The 16,884-nt window shown below is 33.5% G+C and carries 16 protein-coding genes; all 16 read right to left on the bottom strand.

The genetic code is table 11. The annotated features are described in order from the left end of the window. Positions 1 to 111: 111 nt before the first annotated feature. Entirely contained in the window at positions 112 to 1,209 is a 1,098-nt protein-coding gene (locus tag OA86_RS10815) for a glycosyltransferase (RefSeq protein WP_039352883.1), read from the bottom strand. After that, the gene (locus OA86_RS10820; RefSeq protein WP_039352886.1) at positions 1,209 to 2,102 is read right to left on the bottom strand and encodes a glycosyltransferase family 2 protein; all 894 of its coding nucleotides are present in this window, start codon (positions 2,100 to 2,102) and stop codon (positions 1,209 to 1,211) included. The genes OA86_RS10815 and OA86_RS10820 overlap by 1 nt, the downstream gene beginning before the upstream one ends. Next, the gene (locus OA86_RS10825; protein ID WP_039352888.1) at positions 2,103 to 3,194 is read right to left on the bottom strand and encodes an EpsG family protein; all 1,092 of its coding nucleotides are present in this window, start codon (positions 3,192 to 3,194) and stop codon (positions 2,103 to 2,105) included. A gap of 20 nt (positions 3,195 to 3,214) precedes the next feature. Continuing rightward, entirely contained in the window at positions 3,215 to 4,330 is a 1,116-nt protein-coding gene (locus OA86_RS10830) for a glycosyltransferase family 4 protein (protein WP_039352890.1), read from the bottom strand. 5 nt (positions 4,331 to 4,335) lie between these two features. Then, on the bottom strand, positions 4,336 to 5,109 hold the full coding sequence (locus tag OA86_RS10835; protein ID WP_039352894.1) for a glycosyltransferase family 32 protein: 774 nt from the start codon (positions 5,107 to 5,109) through the stop codon (positions 4,336 to 4,338). After that, positions 5,100 to 5,747 (bottom strand): acyltransferase, encoded by a 648-nt coding sequence (locus tag OA86_RS16105; protein ID WP_074781417.1) that lies wholly within the window; start codon positions 5,745 to 5,747, stop codon positions 5,100 to 5,102. Before OA86_RS16105 ends, OA86_RS10835 begins: the two co-directional genes overlap by 10 nt. Further along, entirely contained in the window at positions 5,744 to 6,910 is a 1,167-nt protein-coding gene (locus tag OA86_RS10845; RefSeq protein WP_039352897.1) for a glycoside hydrolase family 88 protein, read from the bottom strand. The genes OA86_RS16105 and OA86_RS10845 overlap by 4 nt, the downstream gene beginning before the upstream one ends. A gap of 17 nt (positions 6,911 to 6,927) precedes the next feature. After that, complete coding sequence (locus tag OA86_RS15375; RefSeq protein ID WP_126340490.1) at positions 6,928 to 8,361, bottom strand: glucosamine inositolphosphorylceramide transferase family protein; 1,434 nt, start codon at positions 8,359 to 8,361, stop codon at positions 6,928 to 6,930. A gap of 123 nt (positions 8,362 to 8,484) precedes the next feature. Then, the gene (locus OA86_RS10855; protein ID WP_039352900.1) at positions 8,485 to 9,669 is read right to left on the bottom strand and encodes a glycosyltransferase; all 1,185 of its coding nucleotides are present in this window, start codon (positions 9,667 to 9,669) and stop codon (positions 8,485 to 8,487) included. Then, positions 9,666 to 10,838, bottom strand: a complete 1,173-nt coding sequence (locus OA86_RS10860; protein WP_039352902.1) for a polysaccharide pyruvyl transferase family protein — start codon at positions 10,836 to 10,838, stop codon at positions 9,666 to 9,668. The genes OA86_RS10855 and OA86_RS10860 overlap by 4 nt, the downstream gene beginning before the upstream one ends. Next, on the bottom strand, positions 10,835 to 11,839 hold the full coding sequence (locus OA86_RS15380; RefSeq protein WP_052257491.1) for a glycosyltransferase family 2 protein: 1,005 nt from the start codon (positions 11,837 to 11,839) through the stop codon (positions 10,835 to 10,837). Before OA86_RS15380 ends, OA86_RS10860 begins: the two co-directional genes overlap by 4 nt. A 13-nt stretch (positions 11,840 to 11,852) precedes the next feature. Beyond that, positions 11,853 to 12,800 (bottom strand): glycosyltransferase family 2 protein, encoded by a 948-nt coding sequence (locus OA86_RS15385; RefSeq protein ID WP_052257492.1) that lies wholly within the window; start codon positions 12,798 to 12,800, stop codon positions 11,853 to 11,855. Beyond that, the gene (locus tag OA86_RS10875) at positions 12,797 to 13,678 is read right to left on the bottom strand and encodes a GT-D fold domain-containing glycosyltransferase (protein ID WP_039352904.1); all 882 of its coding nucleotides are present in this window, start codon (positions 13,676 to 13,678) and stop codon (positions 12,797 to 12,799) included. Before OA86_RS10875 ends, OA86_RS15385 begins: the two co-directional genes overlap by 4 nt. A gap of 8 nt (positions 13,679 to 13,686) precedes the next feature. After that, on the bottom strand, positions 13,687 to 14,820 hold the full coding sequence (locus OA86_RS10880) for a glycosyltransferase family 4 protein (protein ID WP_039352907.1): 1,134 nt from the start codon (positions 14,818 to 14,820) through the stop codon (positions 13,687 to 13,689). A 10-nt stretch (positions 14,821 to 14,830) separates the two neighbouring features. Then, positions 14,831 to 15,904 (bottom strand): glycosyltransferase WbsX family protein, encoded by a 1,074-nt coding sequence (locus tag OA86_RS10885; RefSeq protein WP_039352910.1) that lies wholly within the window; start codon positions 15,902 to 15,904, stop codon positions 14,831 to 14,833. A 32-nt stretch (positions 15,905 to 15,936) separates the two neighbouring features. Continuing rightward, positions 15,937 to 16,884, bottom strand: coding sequence for a glycosyltransferase (locus OA86_RS10890; RefSeq protein ID WP_074781418.1), 948 nt, complete (start codon positions 16,882 to 16,884; stop codon positions 15,937 to 15,939).

Below are 16,884 nucleotides of genomic sequence, written 5' to 3' on the forward strand. Positions count from 1 at the left end.
ACTGCATTTCATTGCTGCGTATTTCTTACTTCCGCTGGTGAAGGTGTTTGCTGAAAGATTTACGTGCAGTAATGTTCAGCCGACCATAAGAAGGTATTGGTTAAATTGTTCTTACTTAGTTCGGAGAATCTCTTCATATAAGTTGATATGTTCAGCCACCATTTTGCAAATATCATATTCTTTTGCACGGGCCACACATTTTTCCACGGTAGCAATATAATGGTCTGCATCATTGGACAAATGAAGAATTTCTTCTGCCAACTGTTTCTCATCTCCCAAAGGGAAAAGGATACCTGCACCGGAAACCACTTCCTTTAAACCTGGAACATCACTCGCTACAAAAGGTTTTCCCGAAGCCATACCTTCAATACTGGATAAAGATAATCCTTCATATTTAGAGGAAAGGACAATAATATCACTGGTTTTCAATAATCTAGGTACATCATTTCTTATACCAAGGAAAAGTACTCGCAATCCCAGATTCAATCTATTGACTACATCTATAGCATTCTGTCTTAAAATTCCGTTTCCTACAAATACAAGTTTAAAATGATCTGGAAGTTCAACCAACGCTCTAATTACCGTCGCTTGGTCTTTTGGCTCCTGAAAAGAGGAAACCTGTAAAATCAAAATATCTGATTGTTTTAGGTTAGATGCTATCTCATTTGGTTGATAAGGAGAAGCTTCATGAATTTTACCTAATGAGATCCCGTTCTCAATAACTATTATTTTTTCTTCTTTGAGGTCAGTATGGGCTAGAATCTTCTGTTTTACCGCTGGAGTAATCGCAATGATTTTATGGTATTGGTTATAAATGATTTTATCGAAGGGTTTAAATATCTTATTTTTAAATCTGCGGTTAGAGGTACTATGTTCTGTAAAGATTAATTTAGATTTTGCACCCGAAAGCATTTTAGCGATTGCGACATAATGTTGTGCAGGAAAAAGATGGACATGCACAATGTCGTATTCTTTAAGGAAAGGAATAATGCCGAAAATATTTTTAGGATGATAGACTGAGGAAGTTCCTAGGGTAAAAATTTGGCAACATTTCTTAGCGACGAGTTCCTGCAAAAAAGGATGATTGGTTCCATTTAATAATAGAAGATCTGCGGTTATCCCATGCTCTTCATACAGTGGTAAAGTTTCGATGACTAATTTTTCTGCACCACCGGTTTCTAAACTGTTAATAATGTGAAGGATTTTCATCAGCAATTTTTCTCCGTTTTTAAACGAATGTAGAAGTTAAGTAAAATTCCGAGTGGAATTGCTGAAAGAACCAAGAGAGTATGTTTTGTTTTAAAAAGAGAGTCAAAGTCTTTAGAAAATAAATTAGAGGACACCAAATGAACTGCATTTTTAAATCGCTCTTTAAAAGTAAGTCCATAATCGATGCGGGAGATTCTGGAGAAGGCAAATCCACGTGGGTTTCTGCGGTATTGTTTGAGCATATTTCGGGTAGAACCATCTTCCTGATATTCTACGATGCACCAAATTTCATTCACTGGTTTTATATACGCAAATTGATCGGCCAAGAGAGATTTATAATCCAAGGGAACTAAACGTTCACCTTCATAAATAGGATATGGCGGAACTTTTTTCATGATCTCTGTTTTATAGACAATTTTTTTATCGCCTGTAAGGCGGTATTTTAAATAAATTTCATTGAACCTTATCTTTTTTAAATATTGCGGAAAGGGAGTGCCGATGAGATTTCCTTTCTGATCTGCATCCAGACCGACTACCGCATAGAAATCATCATCATTTTCAATGTCCTCCAGATGATTTAAAATACTTTCTATAGCATTCCCAGACATCATATCATCAGAATCGATGCAGGTATTCCAAGGTGTTGTTATATTTTCATAGGCCACATTATGGGCAGAATGCATGCCTTCGTTCTTTTTATACAAATAGACGATCTCAATGGCATTCACCTGTTGCCAGATTTTCACCAGATCTTCCGTAGCGTCGGTGGAACCATCGTCAATGATCATCCAGATAAAATTTTTATCAGTTTGCTCCTGTAAACTTTGGTACAATCGGGGAAGCAGATGAATCCGATTAAAAGTGGGTGTAAAAACGGTTAATTTTCTCATCATTTATTTGATTACATTCATAAAATAGGTAAACATAAAATAAACGAATAAAATAGCACCAAATATCTTGTATTGCTCCTTCCAGATTTTATAACGAAACATAGGATAAGCAAATATAACAGGCATAAGAAACCAGGAAAGATAAGCAAAACGGTTACTATATGCGGCCGTGATCACGAGAATCCAGAACGCATTGGCGATACAGTACATGCCAAAAACATGGACATAAAAGGGATCCGTAATTTTTTTCTTGAAAATAAAATAAGCTCCCGTAAAAACTGCTGATCCACTGTACACCAGAAAATCCCACCGAAAACCTGTGGCTGAAGCTTCGTCTCCGGCGGTGATCACATTATTAAGATATCCGCTCGTACGGTCTTCCATTCCTAATGTTGCGAACAGGGAAGACCAAGAACTCCCACCTACTACAGAAAGAGGGATAGCTAAGAACCAAATGTAAATATAGACTTTAGGATTTTTATAAATACCCGAAACGATAAAGGCTGCAATAGGAATAACGAGAGAAGCGTGCATGAAAAAACCCAAACCAAACCAAAAGTACATCCAGTATTTTTTATTGTAAAAATACAGGCCCATTAAAAAAAAAGAAGTTGCCAATCCATTTCTCAATCCATTGGTACCGTAAGACCAAAAAGAAAAAGAACTGATTATCATGAACATTGCAAAGAACCAATAACGGGGAAAATATTTGCGGGAAAAAAGAAAGCAGGGAATTACATACATAACATCTACCATGAGAAAAAAACTATTAATGCTCATGATATTACTGCTGAATTTCATTAAATAATTAAATAAATAATCACTTTTTATTTTGACATCAACACCTTTTTGCAATAAATCGTAGACTCTCGCATAATTTTGAGTATCTCCAAAATAATCGTTATTTATAGGTCGTAAACCCATATACAAAATCAAAGTTAATACGACTGCGTATCCAAAAGAATAAAAGAAGTTAATACTCTGTTCATCATTCACATCAAAAATTAGGGCATGAAAGCATATGAGTAATGCGATAATCAACAATACATTATAATAAATGGCGGTATATGATTGTGCGGGGATCCAGTCAAACACGGAAGTAGGTTAAGGTTAACTTATTTTTTGTTAATTAGTGAAATGAATAAATTTGTCCAATGCTGCATGACGATTTCAATACGGAAGCGCAGGACGTTTTCCCGTCCTTTTGCACTCATTTGGTGGCGGAGATTTTCGTTTTGCATCATCTCTTTTAATTTCGATACAAAAATATCTAAATTTTTATAAGGTACAATAAAAGAATCTTCCTCATTTTTCAAAATATATTGGGGACCTGTAGGACTATCGTACGAAATTACCGGTAAGCCTACTGATAATGCTTCCAGTAAAACCATGGGAAAACATTCACTTTCAGAAGTCATCGCATAAATGCTGTAATCTTTCATTTCAACTTTCAAATCTGGAGCAATACCCATGAATTTAATTTGGTTTTGTAAACCGTATTCACTAATCTTCTGCTCTAGTTTGGCTTGCGTTCCTGAATAATCCTCTCCAAAAAAATGCAACTGCCAACCGGGGAAATCTTTAGCCACCCCGGCAAAAGCTTCTATAAGATCCCAAAAATTTTTGACAGGCGAAATACGCCCTGCTGCCATGATTTTTTTGGAAGTGAGGTCTGCTCTTATACTGGAAATCTCTGCGGGGTTAGGAATCACGGTGATGTTTTCACTTCTGTAAAATTGACGTTCTGATTCGTTAAGCACTACCAATTGATCGTATTTCTTTTCAATTGATATAGTCAATTGATGCAGTAATTTTGTTTTAAGGGTTTTTGGCTCGGCTGCATAAAAATAGCGGGAAGAATGAAACTCTTTTATTTTGGGAATTTGCCTCACCAAAAATGGAATAAAATAAAAATCAGGGCCGAAATGGCAACTAATGATCACATCTGGTTTTAAACCCTTCAGAACTTTCTTTAAAGCTAAAATATGATGAGGAACTTTTTGTAAATTATAAGGATGATAATAGCTTTCGGAGATTTCATAATTTACATCCAGATCGATGAATTTTATTTTAGGACTGAAATGGTAGATCGGTTTTTTATTTTTTTGTCTGTACGTAACAATTGTTACCTCATCTCCTAAAATATTTGCCAGATAATTTGATTTTTGAGAAAGCACTTTTTCTACTCCCCCGTGAAGAAATGTTTGATCGGTAAGATAAAGAACTTTCATTACACCTATTTCTTTATTAATCTAATAATAGCATTAATCGTATGCACTCCAAATAATTTAATCATTGCTCTTTTAAGATTAGGAATAAACTTTTCAGTTGCAGGAATCCAACTCATGGCAAAATGGTGGATCGCGTACGTATTAGTTGTTTTCGAAATAACCCCGGTTCCCATGTCTTTTGGACTGAAAAAATCTTTTTCAAAGATATAAAAGTGGGAATTATAGTTCCTGCTAATATTTTGCAAAATTTCCTCCTTCTCTGCCACAACAATTTTTCGTTTTTTCTCAATATACCGGTTCATTACCTGTGGCAAAGTGATCATTGCAAAACTTCCGTCGGTATTCACGAAAGGCTGATCAAAATAAAATAAAATATCTTTAAGCCAATCTGCATCTTTGATAGATCCCAAAATCGCTGCCTCAATCCACTTACCACCTTCTGTTCCCGCAAAATAGGGCAAATGGAGAAGATCATCAAATTTTTTAAGTACTTCTACATCTGTATCCAAATAAATACCTCCATATTGGTGCAATGCATAAATTCTGATATAATCAGCTGCGAAGGCATACTTTTTTGCTTCAAATGACTGTCGCACCCACCTGTTTTCACCAACGTGATCACGCTTTAAATCCCACAACATGAATTCATAATCGGGCAGAAGTTTTTTCCAGGATGCTACGAATGCAGCGATATCTTTCGGAAATGGATCGGTACTCAACCAGCAATAGTGGATGATTTTCGGGATTCTTTGATCTAATATAGTATTCCTTACTTCCATTCAACATTTTCTTTAATTACTTTTGCCGGCACACCTCCTGCCAGGCATTTTGCGGGAATATCATTTGTCACCACTGCACCAGCTGCTATAATGGCACCATCTCCAATTGTTACTCCTTTCAAAATAGTAACGTTTATTCCTATCCAAACGTGATTACCTATTCGTACAGGTTGTGTTTTTTGAGTTTCTTTTCCTAAAATTTCATGTACATCAGAATCCCAAATGGTTAAATTTTCTGAAAAAGCAACATTTTCGCCAATACTAATTTCACGATAACATCTAATTTTCAAATTATAATTGATATAACCACTTCCTAAATTTAAAACAGCGTTTTCCATGAGAATAATATGGTGACCTGAAAAAATATCAAAACTATTTTTCACATTGATCGTAGAATTCTTATTCATCTTTAATATACCTGTTCCGACATCAGGTTTACTGAAAATCTTATTAAAGCACAATTCCCCATTTTCAATATTAATTAAAGAATTACTTTTTGTGAAATATTTGAAATTTCCGAAAGCAACCATAAATGAATTTCCATTTCTTTCACCACTAATCATCTGATTAATAAAATAGTTTCTTACTTTAATATTAAAAATATTGGTAAGCAGAATTTTTAAATATAATATCTTCATTTGACAAAAAAAAGAGTTCTCAAAGCATATCCCTGCGTAAATGGCAATATATCAAAATTCTGCGAATATACTCCAATTCCTTTGGTGTCACCCTGTGAAAAATCAATAGCACCATCTCTACGTGTAACGGTTTCCAGATAATGAAGGCATTTTTGTTTCGCCGTATTACAGCTGTCTGCTATTTCCGGGATTTCTGCGGCAAGGCTAAAAAACCAGGAAAGTGTCGCAGTCACTGAGGAATCTGAACGGGATTTTTGATCGAAAATCAACCAGGAGAAACTACCGTTTTTATTTTGAAATTTGGTGGCTGATTTCGCAGTTTCTGCAATGATTATCTGTAGTGTTTTTTTATCGGGATGGTTGGTCGGCAATAATTTCCACGTATCGATCAATCCAATAGCAAACCAAGCAAGACCTCTCCCCCATCCAAAAAGGCCAGTAGGAGTTTTAGTGTGCACATTATAAGTATGACAGGGTATATTTGCCGTTTGCATCATGCCATATTTTTGATAATCTGTGACCTGCTTTACTGCAAGGTCAATCGCTTCCTGCACACCGAATTTTAAACCATAGAGCACCAAAAAAGGACAGATAAAACCGACAGTATCAACAAAGCGATATTCCTTCACATGATTTTTATAAGCCACTGTACCATCTTCGCCTTTTAAAGAAAGAATCATCTGATAGGTTTCGTCGTAAGCAGGTTTATAATTTTGGTGATCTATCAATTCCATATTTAGAAAAGAATACGCCAACATAGCTTGATCGCTTTCAGTAGGCTTCACTTTCCAGGTACCGGAAGAGGTTGTTTTTCTGGATAAAAAGTCTTCAACTTCTTTTTGGGTTTGTGAATCCCCTGTTCTTTTAATATATTCCGTTAATCCCAAAATCAAGGCCGCTTCCTGCCAAGACTGAATTGCTGTTCTTTTGTAATTACCCTGTAACATATCAATCACAATTAACCTCCTGTTATCAGTAAGAGGAACTGTGGGTATATTTTGCAGCCATTTTTTTGAAATGACCAATAACTTCTCTTGCCACATTTCAGGAGTTGCAAATCGCCCAATTTTTATCCGACTTTGCCAAACAGTAAATAAGGGAATTGCATCAATTAAAAAAATTGAAATCCCTACAATGGTCATCAGCAGTAAAAAGTATATCATTTTTTTTAGACTCTAAATTAAGTTATGGCAGTTTCTTTAATTAACAAATCTATTACCGCTAAATCATCCTCCACATTCAGCGTATGAAACCCATAATAAGAGTTAAAATTAGGAGCATAGCTTAGGTTTTCTTCTGTGTAGCGGTCACGGGAAAGATAAGTGATTTTATTCTTACAAATATTTTTGCCATAAGTGATTTTACAATTTTGAGAGATTCTAATAAAGTGTTGGTCTTCTTTTCGTATTTTACCAGCATTTCTTGCCCTCGTTTTATCGATGACCACAGGATTCTGAGGGTGACTTTTCCATTCATCAGAAAAAAGATCAGTGGAAGAATACAAATATAACCGCTCATTATTTTCGTATTCAAAATTTTCAATTTTATTGAAAAAAAGCCAGTATCTCCCCTCACTAAAAATAAAAACGGGATCAACAATTTTGATATTTTTAAAAATCGTCTTATGTTTTTCCCATCGATAGGGAAACTGGGTCGCTTTATAAATATTCTGCTCTTCGGATTCACTTTCTTCCGGCATCATAAAATAATGATTGTCCAGTTTAAAAACATTTGGAAAAGATAAGTGATAAGGTTTTTCTAAAACAGTTTCCTTTTTTATGGTCTTATTTTCCTGCAGATTGATCACTGAAATTTTTCCTAAATTAGTTTTACGATCAAAATCCTCAAAAAATATCCAGTTATTATTAAACTCTTTGATAATAAAAGGATCTGCCTCAAAATCCCCGGCTTCCTGCGTAATGATACGCGGCACATTATTTTCTAAAACAGCGATCTTCCAGTTAAATTGAACTTTCGAAAACTTTCTTAGAAAAATGATCTTTAAAAGTTTAAAATAGTATAACCAGTACTTTAAAAAATAGTAATCATTTTTATCTGATTTGGTTACCGCATAATCATTTGCGTTAAATACACTTTTTATCAAATAAGAAAAATAGTATAAAGCCTTGTTTCTGTTATTATAGGTGCCCAATTCAGTTGAAAAGGACATTGATTTAAAAGGAATGAAATCTTTATTATCTCTGGAAAACAGGAGATTGATGATGGTATCAGTATTTTGTTTAATACTTGCGCCATACCAGTTTTTTGCATCAATGGAAGGTTTTAAAATAAAACCAAACTGAATTTCAAAATCTGTAATAGCAGTTTCATCGCAGAAGTTGATCACATAATCATAATGAATATGGGGATGAAACAATTCTGTCCCTATGGCTTCATTAATAAAATCACCTGCTCGCTCAAATGAATACGGGTTTGTTTTGTGAACCGGAAACTTCTGGTTGATTACGCGTATGAAGTGGGAATCTGTCGGAATTTTCATTCTATAACTGCAGGATAATAGATAAACCTCCAAATTTTTCAATTCCAGGAGCTCTATTAAAACTTGCTTTTGATAATGGTATAAATTTTCACCAAAAATTAAAAGGATCTTCATGTATTTGTCGTAAATATCTTTTGTTATCAATATGTTTTTCTGAAGTAAAATTTGCAGTATACAAACACTATCGGGCAATTTTTTTACCGATTTTCCGAAGATTATGCGAAGAAAATTGAAATTTTATGATTCTATTAATTGATAGAATTTTTCAACTTCGAGTTCTGTTCCCCAATTTTCTTTGGAGAGATTGACAGCGAATTTGTTGCGTAGATTTTCATCAACGAATAATTTTTCGATTTCATCAGCTAAAGCGGTAGGATTCATCTCACTGATTAAACCCGTTTCGCCGTGTGTAATCTGATCGAATACGGTTGGAAAATTGGTAGTAACAATGGGTTTCTGTAAAATTTTAGCTTCGTCAATGGCGATAGATTTTCCTTCAAATTTTGACGGTTGCACATATAATAACGAGTTTGCTATATAAGGATAGGGATTTTCTTTCAGACCTAACAATTTCACAATGCCTGTCAATTTTTTGCTTGCAATATGTTTTTCTAGATACTGACGTTCATCTCCTTCACCAATTATATTCCATTCAAAATCATAACCTCTGTCAACCAACAGAGTTGCAGTATCTATAGCCAAATCGAAATTTTTTAGTGCAGTGAGTCTGCCAACAGATAGAATGGACAACCGTATTAATTTTTCTTTGATGGGAGCCGCAGCCAATTCCGTAATGGTCTTTTTCGAACTGATATTTTGTATTAATTGAAATTTGTTTTCAAATGGTGGGAAAATATTCTTTAAGGTTTGTAAACAACCCTCAGAAATGGTAATGACAAAGTCTAACTTTTTAAAGACTCTGCGGTCGTAAATAGGAAACATTCCCATGGTTTTATAATCGGTATGGATATATCCTATTTTTTTATCGGCTTGTACACAATCGGCCACAATATAATTAGCATTTTTCTCGAGATAACCAATAGCAACATCATACTTTTGCGGGAAAGAATCAAAAAAATATCTCAAAAATTGCCAGTTTTTCTGCTCTGCCAATATGGGGTTTTTGATCGTGCGGTTAAAAAAAGTAAAGCGTATTTTATTCAAGAATAGTTTAAAATTCCCTTGTAATAAAAACGTCATCAATGCAATGGGAAAACGCTTAGAAAATATTTGATAAGCTGAAGATTCAGGAAGTATGATGACCTCTTTTGGTAAATGAGAAATAAAAAGTCCGGTTTTTGCCATCATGAATAAATGAACTTCATATTGAGCATAATTTAATTCATTAAGTAAATTTACAAGACTTTTCTCAGCTCCGCCAACTGCGAGATTCGGTATTACAAAAAGGATTTTTTTCTTCATACAACATTCATAACGTAATCACTCGCTTTTGCAGCCTTCTTTCTAATTTCAGGAATTCTCAATTGAAGCGTTTCCCTTAACGTCAACTCTTCACTAATCATTTCTTCAAATTTTGCAATCAGTTTTCCAGCATCTGAAATTTCCGAAAGATCGAGAACGAGTTTTTCTTCGCCGAAAATATCTTTCGAAATCCCTTTCGATTTCACACTGTAACCAAGAACCATCGTTGGAACACAACTGGAATACGCTGCAATGGTTGCATGGGTACGTGCACCGATAAAAAATCTCATACGGGCGATATAACCTTTATATTCCGTGGCGTTTAAATTATTAGGAAGCAAAATCACGCGTTCGCTGTCTTTAAATTTTTCGTAAAACTCTTTTAAAATTTCATAATCGTCGTTGCCAAAAAGAATGACGTGCGGCAAAAAACAAACGGTATAATCGGTAGTTTCTAAAATATACAGGATCAATGCAAAAGCAGCCGCTTTGGACGCGGGATTTTTTTTGAAAACCAAGGGAGAAAAATTAAAACCAATCGTTTTTCCTTCCTTCCAGTTTGGCGGAAGTGGCAGTTCGGATGTTTTCATTAAAAAAGCACCATCTGCAACTAATTCTACATTTTTCAGACCGGCTTCTTTTAAATTTTTTTCTGTTAAGGTTTCTCTGGCTAGGATTAAATCAAAAGATTTTAAATCCCTAATTTTCTGTTCCGAAAGATCTTCTTTACCAATAGATGCTCCCCAGAGGATGAGTTTTTTACCAGCTTTTTTAATCTGTCTGTCAATTTCATAAATACCGGGCTGTTCGCCATAACAGTAATTGTCTCCCCCAATGGAAAGAAACAGGTCGTACTGTGGAATGAGTTTGATGATGCTTTCATGGATCTTTTGGAAGGCAAAACGCTCATCATGAAAAAATTTCACTTTTATCGCACTGATGATTCCGGCGGGTGAAAATTTATCAATAGTAGAATTTTTATCCAAATGGAAAACATCAATATTCGGAATCATACGATCCGAATCGGGATCACCAGTTGCCAGTCCTATTTTTATTATTCTGTCGTCGGTTTTCAATAATTTTGCAGCAGTACGAATGATCGCTTCGCAACCTCTATTGCCACTTCCGCCATGAAAGAAGAGGAGTATTTTTAAATTTTTTGCGCTCATTTATTTCGGTAATAACTGTATAGGGAAAGCAAATATAGTTTAATTAGCGATTTAGTTTTTATTCCTTTGTAAACTTCGCTTTTATATTTTGAAAAATTAGTGGTTAACAATTCATTATTTTCGGAAAAGAGCGTTTTGGCGGTTTCATTATTAATGATTTCATGAAGTTTGCGCAGTTTATTTCGTATGGAAAGTCCATTGTTTGGAATTGCATGGATGTAGATCTGGGAAATGACATTATTAATAAACCTCTCTTTTTTAAGATGATGCATTTTTTCAACTGAAATCACTTCACGGGTCAAATGCGACCAATCTTTTTGAAAAGTTTCTACGGCATTTTGCAGATAATTAAACTTTACAACATTTCTTGTAACACTTCCTTCTTCCTCCCTATAATGATAGCCGGAATAATTTAAATTATAAAGGCTTTCAGCATACAGCAAATAATTAATATTAAATTCTGCATCCTCGCCATGCGTCTTTCCGATAGGAAAAACAATTTTATTAGTGTTGATAACAGATGCCGCATAAAGTTTATTCCAGATTGCATTGTAACCGTCTTCTTTAAAATAAAGCGGCAGGATTTGCGATCTTATTTCCTGTCTGGAATACTTTCTATTATTTTGAAGCATGCTTTCTGAAGAAACACTTCTGGAAAATACCACATCACATTGATTCTCCACTAAAATCTCATAAAGTGTTTGAAAAAATTCTGGTGTAATGGTATCATCACTGTCTACAAAACCGATATATTTCCCAGTGGCGATTTCCAAACCGGCATTTCTTGCAGCGGAAACCCCTTGGTTTTTTTGATCGATAATGATAACTCGAGCATCTCTCTTTCCAAATTCTTTTAAGATGTCTAAAGAAACATCGGTGGAACCATCATTAATGCAGATGATTTGAATATCCTGAAAATTTTGTGCAATAACACTCTCCAGACATTGCTGCAAATATTTGGAGGCATTGTAGATGGGAATAATAATGGAAACTTCAGGCACTATAAATTTAATTTTAAATAATGGACTTCAATTTTTGATACTTTTGATAACCTTTAAAGAAGAGAAAAGAAATATTAACATAGGGGTATTTTGACGCAAACAAATCTAAAATATAAATTAAATGAAGCTCTTTTAGGATAGTTAGAAGCTGGTGATAATTGTCCTTACTCCAATTAGGCATAATATTAAGTTCAATAATTCTGGTGACAAATATCTCATAGACTTTATCAAAATAGTTTTTTGCGTCTTGTATTTCATTACAATCGGTCTGCTGGTACGTGTGAATTTCGCGAATTGCTCTCATAAAGCCTTCAAAAGCTTTTGCAGATTGCCCTTGCTTACTTAACGAATCTGTTCTGTAAGTATAATTGTAAACTGATTTATTTGTAAATGATACACGTTGTGCTTTAGATTGAACAATTGCGTTAAAAACAGAATCCGGACCCACAATAATTCCTAGCGGAAAAGTTGTGGTACCTATCAAAGTCTTTCTGTAAACAGTAGCGGGAAAGGGTCTTCTATCATGGCGCAGACCGCATCGTACTTTTCCAGGTAATCCCATGTCTGCATAATGTTGTAAAAAATTGCCCGATTCATCTACTTGTTTCAGTCGTAAATATAAAATATCCAAATCATCTTGCTCAATAGTTGCTAACGCTTTTGCCAAGCAACTCTCTTCATAATAATCATCCGAATCCAAAAATGTGACATACTCACCTTTTGCCATATGTAGAGCTATATTTCTTGAAATAGCTTCACCTTGATTTTTATGTGTGAAAATATGATAATTGGATATTTGACCCTGAAAAGATTGCGCAATTTGCAAGGACTTGTCAGTAGAACCATCATTGATAAGAATGACCTCAAAATTCTGCTCTAGATCTTGTAGAACGACACTTTGCAAACATTTGTGCAAATATTTTTCTGCATTGTAAACGGGTATGATAATAGAAAGCTTCATAAAATTTCAGCAATAATGCTTTTCTTATATATTTTTTCTTCAACATCACTCAGTTCAAAAGATTCAGTGCCATTCACCTCAGCAGACTTCTTTCCTTTTACTGGAACTTTGGTTTTTGCCTTTTGCAAAAACCAGGAATACTCAATATCAATATGACCTAAATCCAAAGCCCACTTATTTTCTTTTGCGAGATCGTATGCTAAAATAGTAGCCGCAGGTCCCAATGCAATAATAATCAATTTATTTTTACCATGCTTTTTTGATACACTTAGAATTTCTTCATATTTTTCAAAAGCATTTGTGGAGGGGCACAAAATTCTTTCGATTGATTTTGCATTAGTGAAAAAATCATTGCCAATACCTAATCTGGACATTGCGCCCTCTATAATAAGTAAGTTTTGATTTTCCCAGATTTTCTTTAATAAATTAACTTTCCATGGCACTTTATGTTTGTTTTTATAATCCATATAGAATCTTGAAATCAGGGCATCTCCAAAAAATATATTACGGTTTTCTATCGTTGTTTTAATAGCATTCCCTTTTTGATTAATAAAATTCAACCAATGTATCTTGACCTCCCTTTTTAAATTTTTCTGTCGGCTAAAACTTGAAGGAATGCAAACTAAATGATTAGACAAATTTGAATTTAAAACTTCATTTAAACGATCTGCTAAAGTATTACTTAGGTTTTGAAAATAAATACCTCGTTCTTTTATAAGCAAACGAAACTCACCGTCCCCAAAACGGCTGATGCTTTTTTTAGATAAAATAATTTCATCAATGGTTTCCTCAAAATTCAGGATTTTATATTTAGGAAAACTCCAGCGCAGAGGCCAGGTTCTAAAAATCCAATAAATAAAGTAAAGATAGTTTTTCATTTCATTTATTAAATATCATGACAGCAAGTAGTAAATGTAGCTCCGAAATTTCGCCAATCTAATTTTTGGTCATAAATTTCACGGCACTCCAAAGATAATTTTTGTAATTCTACCGGATTTGTTAAAAGGTTTTCAATTAAATGTGAATAATCAACAAAATCAGCACTAATTGGTAATAAAAAACCATTTTTTTTATTTTTTATAATTGAACTTATGCCGCCAGTATCTGTGGAGATCACCAAAAGCCCAAAAGCAGATGCTTCACTAAAAACTATTCCATAACATTCTGCTCTACTTGGAACAAATAAAAAATGAGATGTTCTAAAATATTCTGAAAGTTTTTTTTCGTCTTCGGGTAGGTTTTTATCAAGAAAACCAACATACTTAATTAATGGTGATTCAACCGGCGGTTTAGCTCCAACTACGATCATTTTTACATTGTAGCCTTTATTTGAAAGGTGTTCTAATGTGGACAAAACAATCTGACCACCCTTTCTTTCCCATACCACACCAACAAAAAGAAATACAATTTCTTCTGTAAAATCTTTTTTGATAATGATGGGTGGAATTGGCAAATTAGAACCTAGAATTGCTGTATCAACTTTAGTAATTCGTAAATTATAAAATCTTACCGCAAAATTTTTAGCCCAAGTTGATGAAAACAATACACGATCAGCTTTTTTTAGTGCAAGTTTTTGCACTAAAGAAGATTCAAAGTCCGAAAATTTAGAGAATTTTGGTTCATTTGAATAGTAATTTTTTAATTGATCATAGGTAGTATCATTAAAAAAAATTATTGGAATTCTTGTTTTTAAAAATGGTATGGCAGCAGTAGCTGCAGGACAAAACAAAACATCTATCTTATTTGCCGCAATTACTTTGTGAAAGTGACGTGAGGAAAAATAAGCAAGTAGAAAAGTATACTCCTCGTTAATTTGTTTTTTTGAAAAAATGCGATGAATCTTATTATATACGGTCAATAAACGATGATAACTCCTGGGCAATTCGATCGGGGATAAATTTACTACTTCAAATCCAACATTTTTTATGGCCATCATTAAAGTATAATGCGTTCCCGACCAAATTCTTTTATTTTCAGGATTTTGAAAGCATAAATATCCTACTTTAATATTTTGTTTCATTTTTTATTTTTCAAATATTTAGAGCCTCTAAAAAACCATTACCTTCTTTTTCATCAGGTTCAATATAATTCCCTTCTGCCCATTCATTCCAAGATTTTATGACTACAAACTTTTCTTTAAAGCTTTGTGCAGCAACAAATTTGATCGCTTTTTGTATTTCTTTTTTAAATAAAATAGGTGAAGAATTCGCAAATACAAATCCTTTATATTTACTTCTTGGTGTATTATCCCAATTGGGTAAAATCATTGGAAATGTTTCTACATTAGAATTTGTATAATGTAATTTTTTAAAAAAGTTTTCATAATCCAATATCATTGGTCGATTACTATTTTTGCGAAGCTTTTTTACAATTCTGTTTATAAAAGCAGGGTTTTTAATTTTAAATAATTCTTTATCAAGTAAAACATTATAATCACCAGAGATTTTCGCCTCAAAGCCTTTTGCTTGATAATCATAACTATTATGACCTCTGTTACTTGCCATAAAATAAATTCCCTTTAAATTATTTCGTAATGCTAAGTTTTGAAATAGCTCAATAAACCCGGCAGGAAGTGCAACTGAATCATAAATCACAAAAAGGGGTTTCTCATCAATTCTAATATACCGTTCATCTTTGAAAAAGGGCAATAAATAATTAAAATAATTAATATAGTCTTTCTCACCCGGATAAGTTTGCTCAATTAAAGTATCAGGATTATCCAAACCGTGCCAAATACCTTTCCAAGTTTCATTTGCCCAACAAAAACAAAATGGCATATCAATGCTTTTGTCTTTCAGCATATTTTCTGCCGGTTTTTCGAGGAGCATTTTTCCATTTCCAAACCAGTATTGGTAATAGATAAAACCTTGCAAACCATATTCTTTCGCAAGTTTCGCCTGATTTTTTTGGATATCTGGTGTATGAAGTAAATCATAATATCCCAATTCACCTGGTTCAATTGGTTGCTGATGACCTTTAAAAAGAGGCTTCGCTTTTTTTACGTTGGTCCACTCTGTAAAACCTTTTCCCCACCATCTATCATTTTCGGGAATTTCGTGAAACTGCGGAAGATAGTAAGCGAGAAACTTTATTTTATTTGGCATTTTTTTGAATATGAATTTAAAATAAAAATATTTTAGAAATTGTTTAAATTAGATTTTTTGATTAGAAAATCTTTTGCTCTAACAAAAACATCGACTATTTTGTAAAGATTAATATTTTCATTTTTCATGATCCATCTTTCTCGGAAATTTTTCGGCGGAATGTATTTAAAATATAAAATTTGCTCACCTTTTAACTGGTTCACTTTATATTTGTCTAAAATATAGTATTTTAAGAAACTATTAATTCTTTCGTTAGCACCAATATATTTAAGATACATCTTAAATATTGAATCTGTTATTTCAGAAGACAATACTTTATGAGTATTGTTAGAGTGAACTCTATACTTCGCCGATAAATTTTCATCAAAAATAAAATTAAATTCTCTCGCAATTCGCAACATCATATCATAATCTTCAAAAACTAAATTTTCGTCCCATAAGCCAACCTTTTCAAGAGCTGTCGTTTTATAAAGTACAGACATTGCTGGTATAAAATTTCCTATAAGTAATTCCTCAAAAAAATTTCCAGATTTGTAACTTAGATATTTTTTGTAACGTGCGATAAATTTATTTTGATAGGCAATACTTTCATCATCCATCAAATAAGCGTCTGTAAAAACTAAAGCTTCCTCTTCTCCACTATTCTCTAAAATTGAGACATGTCTTTCTACTTTATCAGACAATAAAATATCGTCCAGTGCTAAAATTTGAAGATACTTCCCTGTTGCAAAACTGTATGCTTTGTTTAATGATTTACAAATTCCTTGATTTTCCTCATTCTTTATAAAGCGAATATTTAAGTGGGAATTCTGCTTTATCCAATCTTCAATTATTTGTACTGAATTATCCTTTGAAGCATCATCCCAAATAATAATTTCCAGATTTTTATAAGTTTGGTTTTTAACGCTTTCCAAACTTTCTATGCAAAACTTACTTTGATTGTAGCAAGCACAAATAACGGTAACTAATGGTTGCTCCAT

Origin of the sequence: Kaistella jeonii (genome assembly GCF_000812865.1) — a bacterium.
Taxonomy (GTDB): domain Bacteria; phylum Bacteroidota; class Bacteroidia; order Flavobacteriales; family Weeksellaceae; genus Kaistella; species Kaistella jeonii.

Bases quoted from the DNA above. Each gene is read 5' to 3' on its own strand.
- OA86_RS10815 (WP_039352883.1), bottom strand. From the start codon at position 1,209: ATGAAAATCCTTCACATTATTAACAGTTTAGAAACCGGTGGTGCAGAA.
- OA86_RS10820 (WP_039352886.1), bottom strand. From the start codon at position 2,102: ATGATGAGAAAATTAACCGTTTTTACACCCACTTTTAATCGGATTCAT.
- OA86_RS10830 (WP_039352890.1), bottom strand. From the start codon at position 4,330: ATGAAAGTTCTTTATCTTACCGATCAAACATTTCTTCACGGGGGAGTA.
- OA86_RS10835 (WP_039352894.1), bottom strand. From the start codon at position 5,109: ATGGAAGTAAGGAATACTATATTAGATCAAAGAATCCCGAAAATCATC.
- OA86_RS16105 (WP_074781417.1), bottom strand. From the start codon at position 5,747: ATGAAGATATTATATTTAAAAATTCTGCTTACCAATATTTTTAATATT.
- OA86_RS10845 (WP_039352897.1), bottom strand. From the start codon at position 6,910: ATGATATACTTTTTACTGCTGATGACCATTGTAGGGATTTCAATTTTT.
- OA86_RS15375 (WP_126340490.1), bottom strand. From the start codon at position 8,361: ATGAAGATCCTTTTAATTTTTGGTGAAAATTTATACCATTATCAAAAG.
- OA86_RS10855 (WP_039352900.1), bottom strand. From the start codon at position 9,669: ATGAAGAAAAAAATCCTTTTTGTAATACCGAATCTCGCAGTTGGCGGA.
- OA86_RS10860 (WP_039352902.1), bottom strand. From the start codon at position 10,838: ATGAGCGCAAAAAATTTAAAAATACTCCTCTTCTTTCATGGCGGAAGT.
- OA86_RS15385 (WP_052257492.1), bottom strand. From the start codon at position 12,800: ATGAAGCTTTCTATTATCATACCCGTTTACAATGCAGAAAAATATTTG.
- OA86_RS10875 (WP_039352904.1), bottom strand. From the start codon at position 13,678: ATGAAAAACTATCTTTACTTTATTTATTGGATTTTTAGAACCTGGCCT.
- OA86_RS10880 (WP_039352907.1), bottom strand. From the start codon at position 14,820: ATGAAACAAAATATTAAAGTAGGATATTTATGCTTTCAAAATCCTGAA.
- OA86_RS10885 (WP_039352910.1), bottom strand. From the start codon at position 15,904: ATGCCAAATAAAATAAAGTTTCTCGCTTACTATCTTCCGCAGTTTCAC.
- OA86_RS10890 (WP_074781418.1), bottom strand. From the start codon at position 16,884: ATGGAGCAACCATTAGTTACCGTTATTTGTGCTTGCTACAATCAAAGT.